Consider the following 19,210-nt stretch of genomic DNA (forward strand, 5'->3'; position numbering starts at 1 on the left):
GATTGGTAATTCATGCTGTTTTGCGGATTAGAATAAGGACAACTGATTCGATTCCGGCAAGCCGCGGAAACAGCCCATGGAAGCGAGCAGTTCGACGATCGTCTTCGAAGCTTTCGAGCGGTTTTGGAAATCTTCCACAGACAGGAAATCGCCTTCCTCTTTGGCGGCGGCGATATTTTTCGCAGCGTTCTCCCCGATTCCCTGCATCGCGGCAAACGGCGGAATCAGCGCAGTGCCGTCAATGAGAAAACGCGTCGCATCGGAACGGTACAGATCGATCGGCTTGAAGCTGAAGCCGCGGGCCGTCATTTCCAGCGCCATCTCGAGGATGGACACCATCGCTTTTTCCTTCGGCAAAGCCTGGAAGCCCTTCTCCTCGATTTCGATCAGCTTCTTCAAGATGGCGTCATAGCCCTGGCACAAAATTTCCAGGTCAAAGTCCGAAGCGCGCACGCTGAAATAAGTCGCGTAGTAAGCAAGCGGGTGATACACCTTGTAGTACGCCGTGCGCACGGCGGAGATGACGTAGGCGGCAGCGTGTGCTTTCGGGAACATGTATTCGATCCGTTCGCACGACTCGATGTACCAGGCCGGCACGTTGCAGCGCTTCATTTCTTCCTTCCACTCGTCCGTCAGCCCTTTGCCTTTCCGCACGCTCTCGGTAATTTTGAACGCAAGTCCGGCATCCATACCGGCTTTGTAGATCAAATAGAGCATGATATCGTCACGGCAGCCGATCACCGTCTTAATGTTGCATATGCCTTTCTTGATCAGCTCCTGCGCATTGCCCAGCCAAACTCCGGTGCCGTGGGACAAACCGGAAATTTGCAGCAAGTCGGCAAACGTGCTCGGCTGCGTCTCCTGCAGCATCTGCCGCACGAACTTCGTTCCCATTTCGGGAACTCCGTACGTGGCGACGGGCGAGCGAATTTGCTCCGGCGTAACGCCGAGAGCTTCCGTCGAGTTGAAGATGCTCATCGCCTTCCGGTCGTTCATGGGCAGCGTAGTCGGATCGATGCCGGTCAAATCCTGCAGCATCCGCATCATCGTCGGATCGTCGTGCCCGAGAATATCGAGCTTCAGCAAGTTCGCGTCGAATGCGTGATAATCGAAGTGCGTCGTCTTCCACTCCGCGCTCGTATCGTCGGCCGGATACTGCACCGGCGTAATGTCGTCGACCTCGATATAGTCGGGGACGACGACGATGCCGCCGGGATGCTGACCCGTGCTCCGCTTCACGCCGGTGCAGCCGGCCGCAAGCCGGTTCAGCTCGGCGCCCCGCCATTTTCGGCCGTGCTCCTCTTCGTACTTCTTCACGAAGCCGAAGGCCGTCTTTTCCGCGACCGTACCGATCGTGCCCGCCCGGAATACGCTTTTCTCGCCGAACAGCACCTTCGTATAGTTATGGGCGACAGGCTGGTATTCGCCCGAAAAGTTCAAATCGATATCGGGGACTTTGTCCCCCTTGAAGCCAAGGAACGTCTCGAACGGAATGTCGTGTCCGTCCCCGCGCATATTCGTGCCGCAGTGCGGGCAAATTTTGTCCGGAAGATCGAAGCCCGACGGCACGCTTCCGTCCAGAAACCATTCGCTCTGCTTGCAGGAATGGCAAACATAGTGCGGCGGCAGCGGGTTTACCTCCGAGATGCCCAGCATCATCGCGACGACGGAGGAGCCTACGGAACCCCGGGAGCCAACGAGGTATCCATCTTCGTTGGACTTTTTCACGAGCCGCTCGGAAATCAAATAGTTCGCCGAGAAGCCGTACTTGATGATCGGCACAAGCTCTTTTTCCAAACGAGCCACTATAACTTCCGGCAGTTCGTCGCCGTAGATGCTTTTGGCCGTGCTGTAGCAGGTGCTGCGGATCTCGTCATCCGCGCCTTCGATAATCGGCGTAAACAGCTTGTCCGGAAACAGCTGGATTTCCTCAAACCGGTCAGCGAGCTCGTTAGTGTTACGGATCACGACTTCGTGCGCCTTGTCCTCGCCAAGGAATTTGAACTCTTCCAGCATCTCTTTTGTCGTACGGAAATGGGCGTCCGGCTTTTTCATATCTTTAAGCGGGCTAAAACCTGTGATCCCGTGTATAGTGATGTCCCGGAACAATTTTTCCCTTGGATGCAAATAATGGACGTTGCCCGTCGCGATGACCGGCTTGCCCAGCTTACTGGCGATCTGGCACACGCGTCTTACCGCACCCTCCAAATCTTCCTTGCTGCCGACCAGTCCTTTGTCTACCAGATGCATATTGTAACTGACAGGCTGGATTTCCAGCACATCGTAAAACTCGGCCACCTGCTCGGCCTCTTCCACCGATTTATTGAGCACAGCCTCGAAAAACTCGCCTTTTTCGCAGCCCGAGACGACGAGAAGCCCGTCCCGCAGCTCTACGAGCTTGCTTTTGGGAATGCTGGCCACCCTGTGAAAATATTCGGTGTGAGAGAGGGAGACAAGCTTGAACAAATTTTTCTTGCCGACGGCGTTCAGCGCATAAATATTGCAGTGAAACGGCCGCTGAGTCCTTAAATCCTTACCGACATATTCATTCAATCCGGCAAGATTCGTCATGTTGCGTTCACTGGCTTCATTGATCAAATGAAACAGCACGTATCCCAAAGCGATCGAGTCGTCGACCGCACGGTGATGGCTTTCCAGGCTGACTTTGAATTTGTCGGTCAATGTGTTGAGACGGTGATTTTTTAATGTCGGGAACAGCAGGCGTGCAAGCTCCAGCGTGTCCAGAACCGGGTTCGGCAGCTCCGGCAAGCCCATCTGTTTCAAATTGGCCTGAATGAAGCCCATATCGAATCGGGCGTTATGTGCAACAAGAATCGCGTCCTCGACAAACGCTACAAACTCCGGCAGCTTGTCCTTCAGTTCGGGAGCGTCCTTGACCATGTCGTCGTTAATGTTCGTCAACTGCTGAATATTGTAAGGAATTCGCTCATGCGGATTAATAAATGTCGCAAAACGGTCGATTTCTTTGCCGTCCTGCATTTTCACGCCTGCAAGCTCGATAATTTTATTATTCGTCACGGACAAGCCCGTGGTCTCAATATCGAAAATAACATAAGTCCCTTGTTTAAGATCGATGTCCTGCGCATTCATCGCGATCGGGACGGAATCGTTCACGACGTTCGCCTCGATGCCGTAAATCACTTTGATCCCGTGCTTTTTGCCGGCTTTTCCCGCCTCGGGGAAACATTGAATGTTGCTGTGATCGGTAATGGCGATCGCTTTATGCCCCCATTTGGCGGCCATTTTAATGTATTGATCGACCGGCGTCAAGCCGTCCATCGTGCTCATCGCCGTATGTAGATGAAACTCTACGCGCTTTTCGGCTGCGTCGTCCATACGATCCTTGGGTCCCATCACTTCGTTGAGGTCATTCGGAATCATGACCAATTCGGGAATTTGCATGAAGCGGTCGTATTCCACTTTGCCCCGGGCTCTAATCCATGTGCCGTTCGCCAGCAGGCTGAGAATTTTGACATCGTCCTTCGTTTTGGCAAAAACCTTCATGGACATCGAGTCCGTAAAGTCCGTTAAATTAAACGTGAACAGCGTGCTGCCGTTCCTTAATTCCTTGACATCAAGGCCGAAAACGGTCCCCTGCACCGTCACTTTCTTTTCCTCTTCCACAATATCTTTCAGCGGCGTCGGCACTTCCTTGATATCGTAACCGATCATCAGCTTAAGATCCGTATCCGGCAGCGAAGACTCCTCTTCCTGCTCGATGGACATCATGATCTCTTGCGTTACGGTTTTCTCTTCTTCTTCGATCAGTTTGGCAAAACGTTCCTTCTCCGCCTCCGCGTCGCTCGAATCGCTCAGCCCGTACTTCACGGTGAAATCCGTCTGAAAATAGTTCAGGAAAAAGTTTCTCGCGTACATATCGATATTTTTCTTCTTGGCCAGTTCCAAACCGATCTGGTCCAGCATCATTAAAGTGAGGTTATGCCCCTGCACTTCAAACTTCGCCCTGCTCATCCAGCCGTTGACGGTAGCGGCTTCCCGCTGCAGCCATTCGATAAACAAAGACCAGTATTCGGCGACCAAATCGGCCGGGTCGGCTTGTTCGAACCGCCAAATAAAGCGAATTTTGGCGATATGGGCGAATTTTTCCTGAATCGTTTTGCAAAAAGAGCGGTATATGTTCTGAGGCACTAATTCGTTTTTGATCAAATAAAAGGTCCAATCCCGATTCTTGCGGCTAATCTCCACCTGATCGATATACCCTTCCGAAAAAAACGAGCGGATCGTCTCGGCCGGAATCTCCGCTTGCTGCATCAATAGCTCAAAGCGATTCCTTTTGTCAGCCAGATTACTCATGAACATCCTCCCCAAGAAAAATACGAAGGGCAAAGGAGATGGTGCATTCCGTTTGCCCTTTTATAACACCTGCTATTAGTAACTGCGGCCAAATACGACGGTGTGTTCGGCAGCTTCCCCGCATACCAGACAAGTCGATTTCGTCACGGACGGCGAGAACGGAATATTGCGGCTTGTCGCCCCCGTCTCTTCCTTAACCTGCGATTCGCAAGCTTCCGAGCCGCACCAGCCCGCTAGCGCAAAGCCGCGCTTGCCTTCGAGGAACGTCTTGAATTCATCAAGCGTATCGACGGCGACGAAGTGTTCGTCTCTGAACTGCTTCGCTTTATCATACATCTGCTGATGAATCTCAGCAAGCAAATTTTGCACTTCCTGAACAAAATCGGCCTGGGCCACCACTTTTTTCTCGCCGCTGACTCTGGATACGAGAACGACTTGGCCGTTCTCCATGTCGCGGGGACCGAGCTCGACGCGAATCGGCACGCCTCTCATCTCGTATTCGTTGAATTTCCAGCCCGGACTTTGATCCGGACGGTCGTCCACTTTCACGCGAACGCCGGCTTTTTTCAGCTCCGCGTACAGCTCGTCCACCCGCGCTACGACCTGCTCTCTCGTTTTCGGAGGACCGATCGGAATCATCACCACTTGCGTCGGAGCCACCTTTGGAGGAAGCGCCAGTCCGCGGTCGTCGCCGTGAACCATAATCAAAGCGCCGATGAGCCGCGTGCTCACGCCCCACGACGTCGTATGGGCGAATTGGTGCTGATTCTCGCGGTCCAGATACTTGATATCGAAAGCTACGGCAAAATTCGTGCCCAGGTAATGCGATGTTCCGGCTTGTACCGCTTTGCCGTCTTTCATCATCGCTTCGATGGAGTACGTAGCGACCGCCCCGGCGAATTTCTCCGACGGCGTTTTCTGACCGACGATAACCGGTATCGCCAGGAAATTTTCGGCAAAATCGCGGTAAACCTCCAGCATTTGCATCGTTTCGCGGCGGGCATCCTGCTCGTCCTCATGCGCCGTATGGCCTTCCTGCCATAAAAATTCGCTCGTGCGCAGGAACGGCTGCGTTCTTTTTTCCCAACGGACGACGTTCGCCCATTGGTTGATCAGCAGCGGAAGATCGCGATACGAATTGATCCATTCCGAATACATATGGCCGATCATCGTCTCGGAAGTAGGACGAATCGCGAGACGCTCCTCCAGCTTCTCCCCGCCCGCTTCCGTCACCCAAGGAAGTTCGGGATTAAAGCCTTCGACGTGCTCTTTCTCTTTCTGGAAAAAGCTTTCCGGGATGAACAGCGGGAAGTATGCGTTGCGGTGCCCCGTTTCTTTGAAGCGGGCATCCAGCTCGCGCTGAATGTTCTCCCAGATTTCGTAGCCGTCCGGCTTGAAAACGATGCATCCGCGCACAGGCGAGTAGCTCATCAGGTCGGCTTTTTTTATTACATCTATGTACCAGCGGGAGAAATCTTCTCCCTGTGGGGTAATTTCTTTAACAAACTGCTTATCGTTCGACATGTTCTCCTCCTCAGAACTTCCATACGGAAATCTTCCCTCGCGCTACCCTTTAATCAATCTTAAAATGTCGTTGTACGTCACGGCTACCATCAGCAGCATGAGCAGCGCGAAGCCGATGAAGTGCACCATGCTCTCGCGGTTCGGATCGATCGGCTTGCCGCGCAGCGCCTCAAGCCCCATGAAGAGCAAACGGCTTCCATCCAGCGCCGGAATAGGCAGGAGGTTGAATATGCCCAAGTACAAGCTCAGCGTCGCCGCCCAAGAGATCAAGTAGCTCATGCCCATCTTGGCGAATTCGGCGGAAACCTGCGCCGTCCGGAGGGGACCTCCCAAGTCGTCGAGCTTGAACTGGAGCATGACCAGCTTTTGCAGCCCGGTCATGATCCCGATCGTCGTGCCGACCACCTGATCATAGGTTCCCTTGATGACTTCGGTGAAAGTAGCGCTGCGCCGGTCTCCCGAGATCACAACTCCGAGCTTGCCTGCTCCGGACTCCATTTCCGGTGTAACTTGCAGCGTCAATGGACTGCCGGCGCGGTTCACAACCCAAGTCATCGGTTTGCCTGCGGACTGCTGGATAGCCGTCACCAGCTTCTCCCGGTCGTCGCCGATAGGTTGATTATCGATCGAGATAATGATATCTCCGTTTTTGAGCCCCGCTTTATCTCCCGCCTTGCCGGCCACAACCGAATCCAACTTCACATTCGTGAAGACGCCCATCATAATGACCAGGATCAAAAACAGGACAATTGCCAGCACAAAGTTCATCACAGGCCCCATTACGATGGCCAGAGCCCTTTGCCCTACCGTCTTGCTGCCGAACTGGCGGTCATAAGGAGCGATCTGCGTTTCCGTTCCTTTGGTCACGAGCAGCGCTTTCGGGTCGATCGGATACGTGACCGATTCCCCGTCAACGTCCAGCGTAACGCTCAGGCTGCGTTCCAGATCGATTTTGTCGACGACGCCGACGATCACGTTGGAGCGCCGATCCAGTTGATCGAGGTACAACGCGGAGACCTGGTTTTGCTTGTTCAAGTTGACGGCGATCGTCTGCCCGGCATTGATCTGGACAATTTCCGGATCTTCCCCGGCCATCCGTACGAACCCTCCGATCGGAAGCATGCGCAGCGTATACCTGGTTTCTCCTTTTTTATATGAAAAAAGCTTTGGCCCGAAACCGATCGCGAACTCCCTGACCAAAATGCCGGCGCGCTTGGCAAAATAAAAATGGCCCCATTCATGTATCGTCACGAGAACGAAAAACAATAAAATTACTTTTAATCCAACTTCAATGGCTGACAAGTCGTACCTTCCTCCTTAGAGCCTTTGTGCAAAAAGGCTTTCAACGTAAGCATGTGCCTAGCTTCGCAAATGGGCATTATTTTCAGAATAGCATGTTCTTAGATTACCATTATTGAACGACTGAATACAAGCTATCCCTACTTGCACAGTATACGGCAAAAGAGGACGGTTTAGACTCCGGCGTTATTCCAAAAAAGAGCCGAGCCAACGGATTGACCTGAGCTCCCCCGGCTAAAAATGAATCGACGACGCATGAGCCCTTGCCCAGGCATCCTGTTCCTGAATCGTTTCCAGCGACGGCGCGGAGACCGGCTCGTGCTTTCCGACGGTTTCCTCGATCACCCGCTCGATTTGCAAGAACGTGATTTCCCCTTGCAGAAAACGAGCTACCGCCATTTCATTGGCGGCATTGAATACCGTAGTCGACGTGCCGCCCTGCCGGCCGCACTCGTAAGCCATCCGTAGACAAGGAAAACGGTCGAAATCCATTTCGCTAAAATGCAATTTGCCGACGGCCGCCAGATCCAGCTTTTGAGTCGGGGTCGGCAGCCGATGCGGGTACGTAAGCGCATACTGGATCGGTACGCGCATATCCGGGTTGCCAAGCTGGGCGATCAAGCTGTTGTCGGCGAACTCCACGTAAGAATGGATGACGCTTTCGGGATGAATCAGCACGCCGATTTGGTCGTAGGATAATCCGAACAACCAGTGAGCTTCAATGACTTCCAGCCCTTTGTTCACCATTGTCGCGGAGTCGATCGTAATTTTGGCGCCCATGGACCAGTTCGGATGCTGCAGCGCTTGTTCGACCGTAACTCCTTCGAGTTCTTTGCGTGTACGGTCGCGGAACGAGCCCCCGGAGGCGGTCAGCGTGATCTTCGCGACGTCGCTGCGGTTTTCGCCGTTCAGGCATTGAAAAATAGCCGAATGCTCGCTGTCTATCGGCAGCATGTCCACACCGCTGCGCTTGACCGCTTCGGTCACGATATGCCCCGCGCTGACCAGCGTTTCTTTGTTCGCCAGCCCGATATGTTTGCCCGCGGCGATGGCCGCCAGCGTCGGTCTGAGCCCCTGGCTGCCTACCAGCGCGGTAACCACCATCTCGGCTTCCGTCGCCGCGGCGGCTTCCATCAAGCCTTCTTCGCCGTAGACGACTTTCGTTCCGGCCGGAACATGCAGCGCAACTTCATCGGCCAGATGTTTGGCGGCAACGGACACAAGTTTCGGACGAAACTGCCGGGCTTGTTCGATAATAAGCTTGCTGTTATATCCGCCGGATAAGGCCTCAACCGAAAAACGATCCGGCGCGTGCGCAATAACGTCAAGCGTTTGCGTGCCAACCGATCCGGTCGATCCAAGGATCGCAATGCGTTTTGTCATCAATACACCTCGTAAACGGCTAGGATTGCGGGAGCAACCCTAACAATTGAATGAAAGGAAAAACAATTAGCCAGCTGTCGGTCCGATCGAGCACTCCGCCATGACCCGGCAGCAGGGTGCCCGTGTCCTTAATGCCTTTGACCCGTTTGTAAGCGGACTGGATCAAATCGCCGATTTGACCGACTACCGCTATGACAAGGCCCAAATAAATCGCTCTCCCGTAGGAAAGCAGCGATGGAGCGTACCATGCGAACACGAGCGCGGCGATAACTGCAATGACGATGCCGCCAATGGAGCCTTCGATTGATTTTTTCGGACTGATTTGCGGCCATAGCGGATGTTTCCCGATTACGGATCCTACGAAATAGGCCCCGGAATCCGATGCCCAAATGCATACGAACACAAGCACCGCCCAAAACAAGCCATTCTCAGGCATCCGCGCCGAAATCATATAATGAAAACCGAGGCCGATATAAACCGCGCCTAATAAAATGACCGATATTTGATCGATCGTAATTGTATTCTTGGAAGCTACCGTGATGAACAGGAGGACAAACATGGCAAGCCATATGACAGCCGTAAAATTGACGGGAAGCTCCACATGCAGCATTTCCCAAGGAACGGCCAGCAGCAGCATAGCGGCCAAACCAATCAAGGAGGATAGCTTATATTTGCCGTAACCGTTCATTTGGATGTACTCCCGATAGCCGATTATCGAAAGAAGGACAATCAATCCGGCATACCAATAGCCGCCAAGCACTAACAAGGTAATGAATACGAGTCCGGCAATAACTCCTGTGATGATTCGTTGCTTCAAAGTGACTCCTCCTCAGAGTTTTGCGGGCAGGATGAACCGCCTGTGCAAGCATTCGCTGAGTGTTACGGCAGCTGCCAGCATTAAATACCGCCGTATCTTCTTCCGCGGCGTTGGTATTCGGCTACCGCCTGCAAAAACAACGATTCCGTGAATTCCGGCCAGTAAGCATCCGTGAACCAAAGCTCGGAGTAGGCCAGCTGCCACAACAGGAAATTGCTCAGCCTCAGTTCCCCGCTCGTTCGAATCAAAAGATCGGGGTCCGGCAAGTCGGAAGTTAACATATAATTGGAAAAACGGGCTTCATCCAGTTCATCCGGGTTTAATTTCCCGCTCTGCACGTCGCGGATAATATCCTTCACGCCGGCGATCATTTCCTTGCGCCCGCCGTAATTCAGAGCAAAGTTAAGGATAAGTCCGGAGTTGTCTTTCGTGCGGTCAATCGCATCTTCGATCGCTTTGAGCGTGTAGTCCGGCAAACCTTCTTTCCAACCGGTCATGCGGATGCGGACATTTTTTTCGATGAGCTCCTCAATCTCCATTGGAAAAAACTCCTGGGGCAGTTTCATCAGAAACTCGACCTCTTCCTTCGGTCTTTTCCAATTCTCCGTTGAAAAAGCGTACATCGTCAGCACCTTCACGCCGATATCGTTAGCCGCCATCGTGATTTTCTTGACATTTTTCATGCCTGAATGATGTCCCGCTACACGAGGCAATCCCCGCTTTTTTGCCCATCGCCCGTTGCCGTCCATAATGATGGCAACGTGCGCAGGCACATTATCCAAATCAATGTCAGGAAATTCTGCCGAGGTCGCATCTCTTGAAGCACTTCCTAGCCATTTCTTTATCGGTTTGAGCATCGTTGTTCCCCCACCTATGGAAAGATGAAAAACCCCCAGCGAATACCCGGGGGGCTGGCTCTATGTTACACTTCCATAATTTCTTTTTCTTTGGCCGCCAATACTTTCTCAACTTCGGCAACGAATTTATCGGTAAATTTCTGAATATCTTCCTGATGCTTGCGGGATTCGTCTTCAGAAATGCCTGCTTTCTCCAGCTTCTTGATTTCATCGTTGGCATCGCGGCGAATGTTGCGGATGGCAACCTTCGCTTCTTCGCCGTATTTCTTCGTCATTTTCACAAGCTCGGCGCGGCGTTCTTCCGTCAAAGCCGGAATAACGATCCGGATCACACTGCCGTCGTTCGATGGCGTCAGGCCGAGATCGGATTTCATAATCGCTTTCTCAATCGCGCCCATCGAGCTCTTGTCCCACGGCTGAATCAGAAGGGAACGGGAGTCCGGCGTCGTCAGATTGGCAAGCTGATTGACAGGTGTCATGGCACCGTAATATTCGACTTGAATGCGGTCCAATAACGCAGGAGTCGCGCGGCCAGCGCGCAGCGAAGTCAGATCTCTTTTCAAAGCTCCGATCGCTTTTTCCATACGGTCTTCTGCGTTCTTTTTAATAGATTGTGGCATAGGTTAGACACTCCCTTTAACTGTAGTCCCGATTTTTTCGCCAAGGACAACGCGTTTGATATTCCCTTGTTCCGTGATCGAGAACACCACTAATGGGATGTTATTATCCATACAAAGGGAGGAAGCGGTGGAGTCCATGACGCCCAAATTGTTGCTGATAACTTCCATATAGGTCAGCGTTTCAAACTTTTTGGCAGACGCATCCTTGAACGGATCTGCAGAGTAAACACCGTCGACTTTGTTCTTCGCCATCAAAATAACTTCAGCCTCGATTTCGGCGGCTCTGAGTGCCGCCGTCGTATCTGTGGAGAAGTAAGGATTGCCCGTACCCGCCGCGAATATAACGACTCTCCCCTTTTCCAGATGGCGCATCGCTCTTCTTCGGATATACGGCTCAGCGACCTGCTGCATCGTGATCGAAGATTGCACGCGCGTAGGAACGCCGATCGTTTCCAGCGCATCCTGCAGCGCGAGCGAATTCATAACGGTCGCAAGCATGCCCATATAATCGGCCGTCGCCCGGTCAATGCCCTTGGCGCTGCCGGCGATGCCTCTCCAAATGTTGCCGCCGCCAACGACGATAGCAACTTCTACCTTTAAATCGACAACTTCCTTCACCTGTTCTGCGATGGAGGTAATGACTTCAGAATCAATGCCGTACCCCTGTTGTCCAGCTAAAGCTTCCCCGCTTAATTTTAGTACGACCCTCTTATAATAAGGTTGCTCCAACTTGTATAACCTCCGTTTCAATAGGTGAGCAGGATACCCGAAATTCACTAAAAAAGAAGGAACACCAAGTGTTCCATTCTTTTAGGGAATTGCGTATTAGAGTTTTACTTGGGACATAACTTCTTCGGCAAAGTTTTCTTGCTTTTTCTCAAGCCCTTCACCCAGCGCGAAGCGAGCGAAACGACGGATCGTGATGTTTTCGCCGATGGTTGCGATTTTTTCATTCAGCAGTTGTTCGATCGTTTTGTCCGGATCTTTAACGAATGGCTGTTCCATCAAGCAGAACTCTTCGTAGTATTTGCCGATGCGGCCTTCAACCATTTTATCAACGATTTTTTCCGGTTTGCCTTCGTTCAAAGCCTGGTTGCGAAGAATTTCTTTTTCTTTTTCCAGCGCTTCGGCAGGAACTTCTTCGCGGCGCACGTAAGTAGGGCTTGCTGCAGCAATGTGCATTGCGATGTCTTTGCAGAATGCTTTGAATTGATCGGTTTTACCTACGAAGTCGGTTTCACAGTTGATTTCCACGAGTACGCCAACTTTACCGCCGGCATGAATATAGGACTCGACAGCGCCTTCGGTTGCAATGCGTCCCGCTTTGTTTGCAGCGGCAGAAAGACCTTTCTCGCGAAGAATTTCGCCAGCTTTCGTCAGATCGCCATTTGCCTCTTCAAGCGCTTTTTTGCAGTCCAGCATGCCTGCACCAGTTTTTTCGCGTAATTCTTTTACCATTCCAGCTGTAATAGCCATTGAAAGGTACCTCCCGATTGTAATTATGTAGATATTCTTTAAAAAAAGGGTGATGACAGGCTGTTACACCTTCCAACCACCCTTTTTTCTCATTCCTATTAATTAAGCTGTCGTTTGCTCGCCTTGGTGAGCTTCGATAACAGCATCCGCAATTTTGGCAGTCAGCAATTTCACAGCGCGAATCGCATCGTCGTTACCAGGAATAACGTAGTCGATTTCGTCCGGATCGCAGTTCGTATCAACGATACCAACGATTGGGATACCCAATTTGCGAGCTTCCGCAACTGCGATGCGCTCTTTGCGAGGGTCGATAACGAACAAAGCGCTAGGAAGACCTCTCATGTTTTTGATTCCGCCCAGGAACTTCTCAAGGCGATCTTTCTCTTTGCGGAGAATGATAACTTCTTTCTTAGGAAGCACGTCGAATGTGCCGTCTTCTTCCCATCTTTCGAGCTCTTTCAAGCGATCGATACGTTTTTGAATCGTTTGGAAGTTTGTCAGCGTACCGCCCAACCAACGTTGGTTGATGTAGTACATGCCGCAGCGTTCCGCTTCTTCAGCAACGGAATCTTGAGCTTGTTTTTTCGTACCTACGAAAAGAATCGTTCCGTTCTCTTCGGAAACGGATTTCACAAAGTTGTAAGCTTCCTCAACTTTTTTAACCGTTTTTTGCAGGTCGATAATGTAAATGCCGTTTCTTTCGGTGAAGATGTATTTGTCCATCTTTGGGTTCCAACGGCGTGTTTGGTGACCGAAGTGTACCCCAGCTTCTAAAAGCTGTTTCATGGAGATAACTGCCATCTCCAATCCCTCCTCTGATTTGGTTTTTGTGGTATCCTCCGCATGTCGCATCTTCGGGCAAAACTTACGAAAGTAAGCACCATTGCGCGAATTGACGTGCGTGCGTTTTTAACACCGAGAATAAATATACCATATCTCATATAAGCTTTGCAACCTTTTATCCTGTCCCATGCATTCCCTATAGAAAGGGCCGGCGGGAGACGACGGCAAACGCAAAAACAGACCTCACAAAGACCTTGTTCAGCCTGTTTGCTGTTTGCTGATTAAGTTTTTGACGATTTGCTCCATCGTGAGGACGCCCTGAAATTCGTGAAAGCCGATTTGAATTTTGTATGCCCCGCCCTGCTTGTCCAGCTCTGCGGCAAACGCCTTTTGATCGGTAATAACGCCCGATTGCATAAGCAGCTCGCTGACGGCCGTCGCATCCAGATGCGGCTGCACATAAAGAACGGTGCGGCTGGGCGCCGGAGGACTCGTCTGCTCAGCGGGTTTGTCGGACGGAATGGCGGCGGCAAGCTTGTCCGTCTCTTCCTTGGCTTTCTTTTGCACGCCGGCGTCGAATTCATCCTGCGTGTACACCTTCACGTTTTTCTCATACACTTGATAAAACTTCGCGGCTTGTTCCTTCAGCTTCTGGGGCTCCATCTCCTCGATCGGAGTACCGGCGGGGGCCGCAGCCGGCCTCTGGGCTGCCAGCATAACCTGCAGCAGCAGCGCTCCGACAATGATGCCTGTCCCTATCCCGTATACGTAAGAGCGGTTTCTAAACACGAGTCCGTTCCTCCTGTCTGGAGAGCTGCAGTATCAGGTTGACCTCTCCTTTATTCATGCCCAGCTTCCTGGCTATAGCTTCGACGCCTTTGCCTTGATCGTACAAAGCGAACAGCTCCGCATATCTGCTTTTCATGCTGAGACCTGTGTATGCGGGCGTCTCCGCAGCCGCTTCGGCAGCCGTCTCCGCCGGCGCGGGACCCGCTTCAGGCGTTTGCTGCGCCGGGATCGGCGCTGTTCGCTCAACGTGCCGAACGAGTTCATCGGAAGCGCTGCCTGCTTCTTCGGCAGCCTGGAACGCGCTCATCGCTTTCAAATTCAGCTGCTGGTTTACATGCGCTTTGTTAAGCTCGTGCGACAGCTCGTTTCGCTGCTTTTCCAACGATTCCAGCCTGCCGGACAACTTGGCCAACTCGACCTCGTAATCCTGCTTCGTCTTGGAAAACAGATTGAGAATAGCCTGGTTCTGCTCGTCCATTTCGGACGCGAAGTGTTCAATCGTCTCTTCGATCTCCTGAACGACGTTGGCCTTGGAAGCGGACGTTTCTTTTTTCGGTAAAAATCGTGCATATACAATGAGGAACAAACCTAAAAGCACGACGTACATCCAAGGATGCAAAGTCAAAAGGCATCACCTTTTTCAATATACTTTTTCGAAATATTTTCGATATATAATAAGGAAAGCTTCTTCACAGCGTCAAGTCGATATGATGACCTTTGTACGGATGCTCGTGCGAGGAAGCGGACTGGGAGACACCTTTCTCCGGCTCCTGCTTCTCCTTCGCGCTTCCGCCTTCCTCCCGCTGCTGCCGGTGGCCCTGGTCCCTGATCTCCGCTCCTGCGCTCTCCTCAACCTTCGCGCTTCGCTGCCTGTCTCTCTCCGTCGTTTGCGAAGCTTGGTTTTCCAACACAGCCTCATCTTGCCGCGGCTTCTGCATAAGTTGATTTTGCCGTATGCCCGCTTCATCGTTCTTATGAACCGCAAACTGCATATCTATCGCTTTCAGACTCATACGCGGCATCTCCTTCTCGGCTTGTTATACGTAAGCGATCATCGCGATATCGCCGCCGCTCAAGCGGAAAGTCACGCGGCTCGTAGGGTCCTTAATGAATTTTGTGTACCGGCCGATGACGATTTTCACTCCGCCGTAAATGGTCGAAAGGATTTCGATTTTCGCCTGCTCGGAGTCTTCCAACGACTTCTCGATGTCCAAAATCCGCTCTTTAATGCCGTTCTGCTCTTCCAAAGCTTGTCTTTTCGTATGGTTCAGCTTGACCCGCATCGCCACCTTATCCGGTCCGAGCTGTCCGGCAGCAGCCAGTTGGTCCAGCAAAGTCAGCGCTTTTTCGGTTTTATCCATATTTTCCATATGAACCTTCAATTGGCTGCGCAGCTGAAGCATTTCATTTCTGAGCTCGGGCAGCACGCCGACTTCAATAACCGTTGTGGTCGACATGGAATTGCCGACGGTTCTGGCCGTAACCCGTTCCCCGGCTTGTATCGTGCCTCCGACGATCAACCCTTTGGCCCCGTTGCAATTGACGGCTTTCGCCGCCCTGATCGTCGAATGCATAATGCTCTGAGCTACGTGCAGTTCCTCACCGACTTCCACGGTCGCATCCTGGATGAACGCGCTTTTGACGTCTTTCCCCGCTTTGACGAAAGCTTTGCTCTGCCCTACGATTCCGGCGTTGATTTCAATGGAACCGTCGGCTTCAAGCTCAGCGGCTTCGACGCCTCCTGTAACGCGGATGTCGCCGGACGCGCGGATTTTAAAACCGGGCAGCACATTGCCGCGAATGACGACGGTTCCGATAAAATCGATGTTGCCGATGTTGTAATCGACATCCCCGTTAACTTCATAGACAGGGAAAACATTGACTTTGTCGCGGTCGGTTTTGACGACCATGCCGTCAATAGCGGCATAAAGGGCTAACTGTTCGGCATCTGCAATCACGTTTTTGCCGATTTTGAACCGCGCTTCTTTTCCCGCTTTGGTGAAAAGCGTTTCGCCTGTCACGGCTCTGCCCGGAGTTCCTTCTGTCGCGGCAAATCGCTGGCCGATCAATTGCCCCTTTTTCACATTGTTCAGCGAAATCACTTCTTTATAGTCTACCTTGCCGTCTTCCAGCTCCAGCGGTTTTTTTTCCGATTTATCGAGGTTGTAAATATATTTAATATAGCCGTTCTGACCTTCGATCGCTTTGGTCCCTTTGGCAATAACAACCTTTTGAAACAAAAAAGGGTTGGGATTAGCGGCAATCTGTACAAGCTGTACGTGATCCAGTCCGTGTACGATATGATGGGCGTTCAACAGTTCTTCCAATTGATTCACACTGACTGTAAAGCCGTCTTCCACATTGCTAATTTCCATAAATGCCGATAGTTTATCATCGGAGACGGAGATCGTGATATAGAAGTCTAAAGGTATGTTCCTCTCACCCATTGACCTTACCACCTTTCGTTCTCTCTCATTAAATTATGTATCTTGAAAAAGCTGCGACTTAAAGCGGCCAAGCGCGCCTTTCAGACGAAGAATCGCCTTGGAGTGCAGCTGGGAAATCCTTGATGGAGACAGGCTCATCACTTCCGCGATTTCGCTAAGGGACAACTCTTCATAATAAAATAAAGAAACTACAGTTCTTTCTTTTTCCGTCAAACGTTCAATCGCTCGCGCCAAAGATTCTTTGAGAAAAAATTCGTTTACTTTTGATTCGGGATTTTTCGCCTTCTCATCGATCAGCAGCGATAGACGGGTTTCGGCGTCTTCCTCGCGGATCGGGTCATCGATCGAACATATCGACGTAATCGAAATATCTTGAAGCATCTGCTGAAACTCCCCCACAGAAACCTGGAGGTAGCTGCTGATCTCCGAATCCGTTACAGAGCGAAGATATTGCTGTTCCAGCTTTTGGTAAGCGTCCTCCACTTTTTTGGCTTTTTCCCTTACGGAACGGGGCACCCAATCCCCTTGTCTGAGCCCGTCGATAATAGCCCCCCGGATGCGCCACGACGCATAGGTCTCGAATTGCAGACCTCGCGAGTAATCGAACTTCTCCACGGCATCGATAAGACCCATGACTCCGTAACTCGACAGATCTTCTTTGTAAACATTTTTCGGAAGCCCTATGGCAAGACGTCCTGAAACATAATCAACCAAAGGTAGGTAGTTCTCGATGAGCGCTTGCTTCGCAGGTACCCATCCTTGCTCTTTCCACTGCTGCCAGAGCTCGATATTAGCCAGCTGAGGTTGCTTTTGTACGATCATGGATTACGTTTCACCATCCTTAATCTTCTGACATTCGCCTTAATGCACCAGCCAGTTGTTCAGGGTCCAAATTAGTTTTGGTAGCGAGTTTGGGCGGATTCAGCGGTGCGAACTGCAGCTCGTTCGGATCCGCCGGCCTGCCGGCCGCCTCGTCTTCTGGAGTTGACAAATCGAGATTGTTGCCAATGTGCGATTCCGACGACGCTGCATCTTCATGCGGGAAAACGGTTTTGGATTGTTCAAACTGGACCAACAGGCCAAGCACCCATCTGAATCCGAAAGTCAGGACAAACAGGATTACAAAACTGTACAAGCTTTTTAAACAAGTTGTCAGCAGCAAATTATTAGCAATAGACAATGCAAAAGTTACAACGGCCGCTGCGGCAGCGACGATCAGATTGATTCGAATTGTTCCTACCATGGCTTAAATTTCCTTTACTCCTTGTTGGACACTGCGGATCAGCAAAATGCCGGACTCGCAATTGAACTCAATCGTGCGTCCGAAATTTGCACCCGTGTCCTCAGCTTTAATAGGAATTGCGAACTTCTTCAACATTTCTTTGCAAGATTCTACATTTCTCGGCCCAATTCTCATCGTGTCGTTATTGCCCGCAAACGCGAACATTTGAGCGCCCCCGGCCAGCTTGGCTTCAAGCCGGCTAATGCTTGCGCCGAGCTTCTCCATTCTGGCAATGAGTTCCGGAATGGCGGTGTCCGCATATTTAGCGATGTTGACGGAGCCTTCGCGGGCGATTTCCGATGATGGAAGCATGACGTGAGCCATACCTGCGACCTTGACGCGGTTGTCGAACAGGGTAACGCCCACGCAAGACCCAAGCCCTGTCGTCTTCAATACGCCCGTCAAGTGCGCGACGTTCAGGTCAGCCATTCCTACTTTGATCAAATTGTCTTGAGTCATGGAGAGTCTACCCCTAAAGCTACGAATATTTTCCCAAACGATTCCGGATCAGGGATTAGGAAAAAATGTCCCTGTACTTCATTTTCCCCTTCCAAAAATTTAGTATCGATTAATAAAGCCTGATCCCCCATTTCGCCAAACTGCAACAAGCCGTAACTCAGTATAGCTCCAGCCATATCGATAGCGAGCGAAGGTACGGTCGGCTGCATGTTCAGATGCGTGAAATCCGCCAGCGAAGACAAGTAAGAGCCGGCCAAAATGTTTCCTATTTCGTTCAAAGCGGAAAGTTCCAATTCGGAATATTCGTCCTCATTTTGAATTTCGAGTCCCACCAGGTCTCTCAAAATATTTTTAGCTGATTCCAAATGGAGGATGAAGAACATATTTCCCGGCGCATCGCCTTCGACACGCAAAAAGATGGCCAAAACGACAGTCTCCGCTCCACCGACGCTTTCGCAAATTTCCTCAAAGGGCAGCATTCTCACCTTTGGCACCAACATATCGATCGGCTTGTCCAGAAGAGTGGAAAGCGCGGTAGCGGCATGCCCCGCGCCAATGTTCCCCACTTCTTTAAGCACGTCCATTTGAAAATCGGCTAAATCCTTAAACACATCCACTTGTTATTCCTCAACTCTTTCCAATTGTTGGATTTCGTGGCGATCCAGCACCTGCTCCAAATTAAGCAAAACGAGCAGCCTTTGCTCACCGACGCGCGCGATGCCGTCCAAATATTTGGCTTTGATGCCGCCGACGATTTCAGGCGGGTTATCGATGTTGTCCGTATCGATATCGATAACATCGTTCGCGGAATCGACAATCAGCCCGACTTCAAACTCGCCCTGGGATACGATAATAATCCGCGTCGCATCCGAATAATCCTGCGTTTCAAGTCCGAACCTGGATCTAAGATCGATAATCGGAATAACGACGCCGCGCAAATTGATGACGCCTTTAATAAACTCCGGCGCTTTGGGAACGCGGGTCATGGGCTGCATTCTTTCAATCGTACGTACCTTCTCTACTTCAACGCCATACTCTTCCGTGCCAAGAGCAAATACGATAACTTTCTTTTCTTCTCCCATTGTGAAACCCTCCTTAGAGTTTACCGGCTCTATTCCGGCTAATTGATCTAATTGATC

The 19,210-nt window shown here is 51.3% G+C and carries 19 protein-coding genes; all 19 read right to left on the reverse strand.

Annotated elements, in window-relative coordinates; all coding sequences use genetic code 11:
* Positions 1–27 precede the first annotated feature (27 nt).
* The 19 genes from AC0LWT_RS20855 to AC0LWT_RS20945 all read right to left on the reverse strand — a co-directional run bounded on the left by AC0LWT_RS20855 (position 28) and on the right by AC0LWT_RS20945 (position 19,153).
* Entirely contained in the window at positions 28–4,335 is a 4,308-nt protein-coding gene (locus AC0LWT_RS20855; RefSeq protein WP_474683190.1) for a PolC-type DNA polymerase III, read from the reverse strand.
* A gap of 75 nt (positions 4,336–4,410) precedes the next feature.
* A complete protein-coding gene (gene proS, locus AC0LWT_RS20860) occupies positions 4,411–5,859 on the reverse strand; it encodes a proline--tRNA ligase (protein WP_474683191.1) in 1,449 nt (482 codons plus the stop codon).
* Positions 5,860–5,901: 42 nt separating this feature from the next.
* Positions 5,902–7,161, reverse strand: coding sequence for an RIP metalloprotease RseP (rseP, locus tag AC0LWT_RS20865; protein ID WP_474683192.1), 1,260 nt, complete (start codon positions 7,159–7,161; stop codon positions 5,902–5,904).
* Positions 7,162–7,392: 231 nt separating this feature from the next.
* Positions 7,393–8,541 carry a 1-deoxy-D-xylulose-5-phosphate reductoisomerase gene (locus tag AC0LWT_RS20870; RefSeq protein WP_474683193.1) on the reverse strand — a complete coding sequence of 383 codons (1,149 nt, stop codon included), beginning with the start codon at positions 8,539–8,541 and terminating at the stop codon, positions 7,393–7,395.
* A gap of 19 nt (positions 8,542–8,560) precedes the next feature.
* Positions 8,561–9,358 (reverse strand): phosphatidate cytidylyltransferase, encoded by a 798-nt coding sequence (locus AC0LWT_RS20875; protein ID WP_474683194.1) that lies wholly within the window; start codon positions 9,356–9,358, stop codon positions 8,561–8,563.
* A gap of 80 nt (positions 9,359–9,438) precedes the next feature.
* Positions 9,439–10,215, reverse strand: a complete 777-nt coding sequence (gene uppS, locus AC0LWT_RS20880) for an undecaprenyl pyrophosphate synthase (RefSeq protein WP_474683195.1) — start codon at positions 10,213–10,215, stop codon at positions 9,439–9,441.
* Between the two features lie 65 nt (positions 10,216–10,280).
* Entirely contained in the window at positions 10,281–10,835 is a 555-nt protein-coding gene (gene frr, locus AC0LWT_RS20885; RefSeq protein WP_474683196.1) for a ribosome recycling factor, read from the reverse strand.
* 3 nt (positions 10,836–10,838) lie between these two features.
* On the reverse strand, positions 10,839–11,564 hold the full coding sequence (gene pyrH, locus AC0LWT_RS20890) for a UMP kinase (RefSeq protein ID WP_474683197.1): 726 nt from the start codon (positions 11,562–11,564) through the stop codon (positions 10,839–10,841).
* Positions 11,565–11,660: 96 nt separating this feature from the next.
* Positions 11,661–12,311, reverse strand: coding sequence for a translation elongation factor Ts (gene tsf / locus AC0LWT_RS20895; RefSeq protein WP_474683198.1), 651 nt, complete (start codon positions 12,309–12,311; stop codon positions 11,661–11,663).
* A 102-nt stretch (positions 12,312–12,413) separates the two neighbouring features.
* On the reverse strand, positions 12,414–13,112 hold the full coding sequence (rpsB, locus tag AC0LWT_RS20900) for a 30S ribosomal protein S2 (RefSeq protein ID WP_474683199.1): 699 nt from the start codon (positions 13,110–13,112) through the stop codon (positions 12,414–12,416).
* Positions 13,113–13,352: 240 nt separating this feature from the next.
* Positions 13,353–13,883 (reverse strand): hypothetical protein, encoded by a 531-nt coding sequence (locus tag AC0LWT_RS20905; protein ID WP_474683200.1) that lies wholly within the window; start codon positions 13,881–13,883, stop codon positions 13,353–13,355.
* The gene (locus AC0LWT_RS20910; protein WP_474683201.1) at positions 13,876–14,508 is read right to left on the reverse strand and encodes a DUF6115 domain-containing protein; all 633 of its coding nucleotides are present in this window, start codon (positions 14,506–14,508) and stop codon (positions 13,876–13,878) included. The genes AC0LWT_RS20905 and AC0LWT_RS20910 overlap by 8 nt, the downstream gene beginning before the upstream one ends.
* A 64-nt stretch (positions 14,509–14,572) precedes the next feature.
* On the reverse strand, positions 14,573–14,896 hold the full coding sequence (locus AC0LWT_RS20915; protein ID WP_474683202.1) for a hypothetical protein: 324 nt from the start codon (positions 14,894–14,896) through the stop codon (positions 14,573–14,575).
* A 24-nt stretch (positions 14,897–14,920) separates the two neighbouring features.
* A complete protein-coding gene (locus AC0LWT_RS20920) occupies positions 14,921–16,330 on the reverse strand; it encodes a flagellar assembly protein A (RefSeq protein WP_474683203.1) in 1,410 nt (469 codons plus the stop codon).
* Positions 16,331–16,363: 33 nt separating this feature from the next.
* Positions 16,364–17,152, reverse strand: a complete 789-nt coding sequence (locus tag AC0LWT_RS20925; RefSeq protein ID WP_474683204.1) for a FliA/WhiG family RNA polymerase sigma factor — start codon at positions 17,150–17,152, stop codon at positions 16,364–16,366.
* A gap of 19 nt (positions 17,153–17,171) precedes the next feature.
* Positions 17,172–17,573: a hypothetical protein gene (locus AC0LWT_RS20930; protein WP_474683205.1), complete on the reverse strand. Its 402-nt coding sequence runs from the start codon at positions 17,571–17,573 to the stop codon at positions 17,172–17,174.
* 3 nt (positions 17,574–17,576) lie between these two features.
* Positions 17,577–18,071, reverse strand: coding sequence for a chemotaxis protein CheD (locus AC0LWT_RS20935; protein WP_474683206.1), 495 nt, complete (start codon positions 18,069–18,071; stop codon positions 17,577–17,579).
* Positions 18,068–18,655: a chemotaxis protein CheC gene (locus AC0LWT_RS20940; RefSeq protein WP_474683265.1), complete on the reverse strand. Its 588-nt coding sequence runs from the start codon at positions 18,653–18,655 to the stop codon at positions 18,068–18,070. Before AC0LWT_RS20940 ends, AC0LWT_RS20935 begins: the two co-directional genes overlap by 4 nt.
* Positions 18,656–18,691: 36 nt before the next feature.
* A complete protein-coding gene (locus AC0LWT_RS20945) occupies positions 18,692–19,153 on the reverse strand; it encodes a chemotaxis protein CheW (protein WP_474683207.1) in 462 nt (153 codons plus the stop codon).
* Positions 19,154–19,210: the final 57 nt, after the last annotated feature.

The organism is Paenibacillus sp. sgz302164 (assembly GCF_056120505.1).

Excerpts from the sequence above, each read along its gene's own strand:
- AC0LWT_RS20930 (WP_474683205.1), bottom strand. The coding sequence starts at position 17,573 with ATGGTAGGAACAATTCGAATCAATCTGATCGTCGCTGCCGCAGCGGCC.
- AC0LWT_RS20945 (WP_474683207.1), bottom strand. The coding sequence starts at position 19,153 with ATGGGAGAAGAAAAGAAAGTTATCGTATTTGCTCTTGGCACGGAAGAG.
- frr (WP_474683196.1), bottom strand. The coding sequence starts at position 10,835 with ATGCCACAATCTATTAAAAAGAACGCAGAAGACCGTATGGAAAAAGCG.
- uppS (WP_474683195.1), bottom strand. The coding sequence starts at position 10,215 with ATGCTCAAACCGATAAAGAAATGGCTAGGAAGTGCTTCAAGAGATGCG.
- AC0LWT_RS20925 (WP_474683204.1), bottom strand. The coding sequence starts at position 17,152 with ATGATCGTACAAAAGCAACCTCAGCTGGCTAATATCGAGCTCTGGCAG.
- AC0LWT_RS20855 (WP_474683190.1), bottom strand. The coding sequence starts at position 4,335 with ATGAGTAATCTGGCTGACAAAAGGAATCGCTTTGAGCTATTGATGCAG.
- proS (WP_474683191.1), bottom strand. The coding sequence starts at position 5,859 with ATGTCGAACGATAAGCAGTTTGTTAAAGAAATTACCCCACAGGGAGAA.
- AC0LWT_RS20940 (WP_474683265.1), bottom strand. The coding sequence starts at position 18,655 with ATGGACGTGCTTAAAGAAGTGGGGAACATTGGCGCGGGGCATGCCGCT.
- rpsB (WP_474683199.1), bottom strand. The coding sequence starts at position 13,112 with ATGGCAGTTATCTCCATGAAACAGCTTTTAGAAGCTGGGGTACACTTC.
- AC0LWT_RS20915 (WP_474683202.1), bottom strand. The coding sequence starts at position 14,896 with ATGAGTCTGAAAGCGATAGATATGCAGTTTGCGGTTCATAAGAACGAT.
- AC0LWT_RS20920 (WP_474683203.1), bottom strand. The coding sequence starts at position 16,330 with ATGGGTGAGAGGAACATACCTTTAGACTTCTATATCACGATCTCCGTC.
- AC0LWT_RS20870 (WP_474683193.1), bottom strand. The coding sequence starts at position 8,541 with ATGACAAAACGCATTGCGATCCTTGGATCGACCGGATCGGTTGGCACG.
- tsf (WP_474683198.1), bottom strand. The coding sequence starts at position 12,311 with ATGGCTATTACAGCTGGAATGGTAAAAGAATTACGCGAAAAAACTGGT.
- AC0LWT_RS20935 (WP_474683206.1), bottom strand. The coding sequence starts at position 18,071 with ATGACTCAAGACAATTTGATCAAAGTAGGAATGGCTGACCTGAACGTC.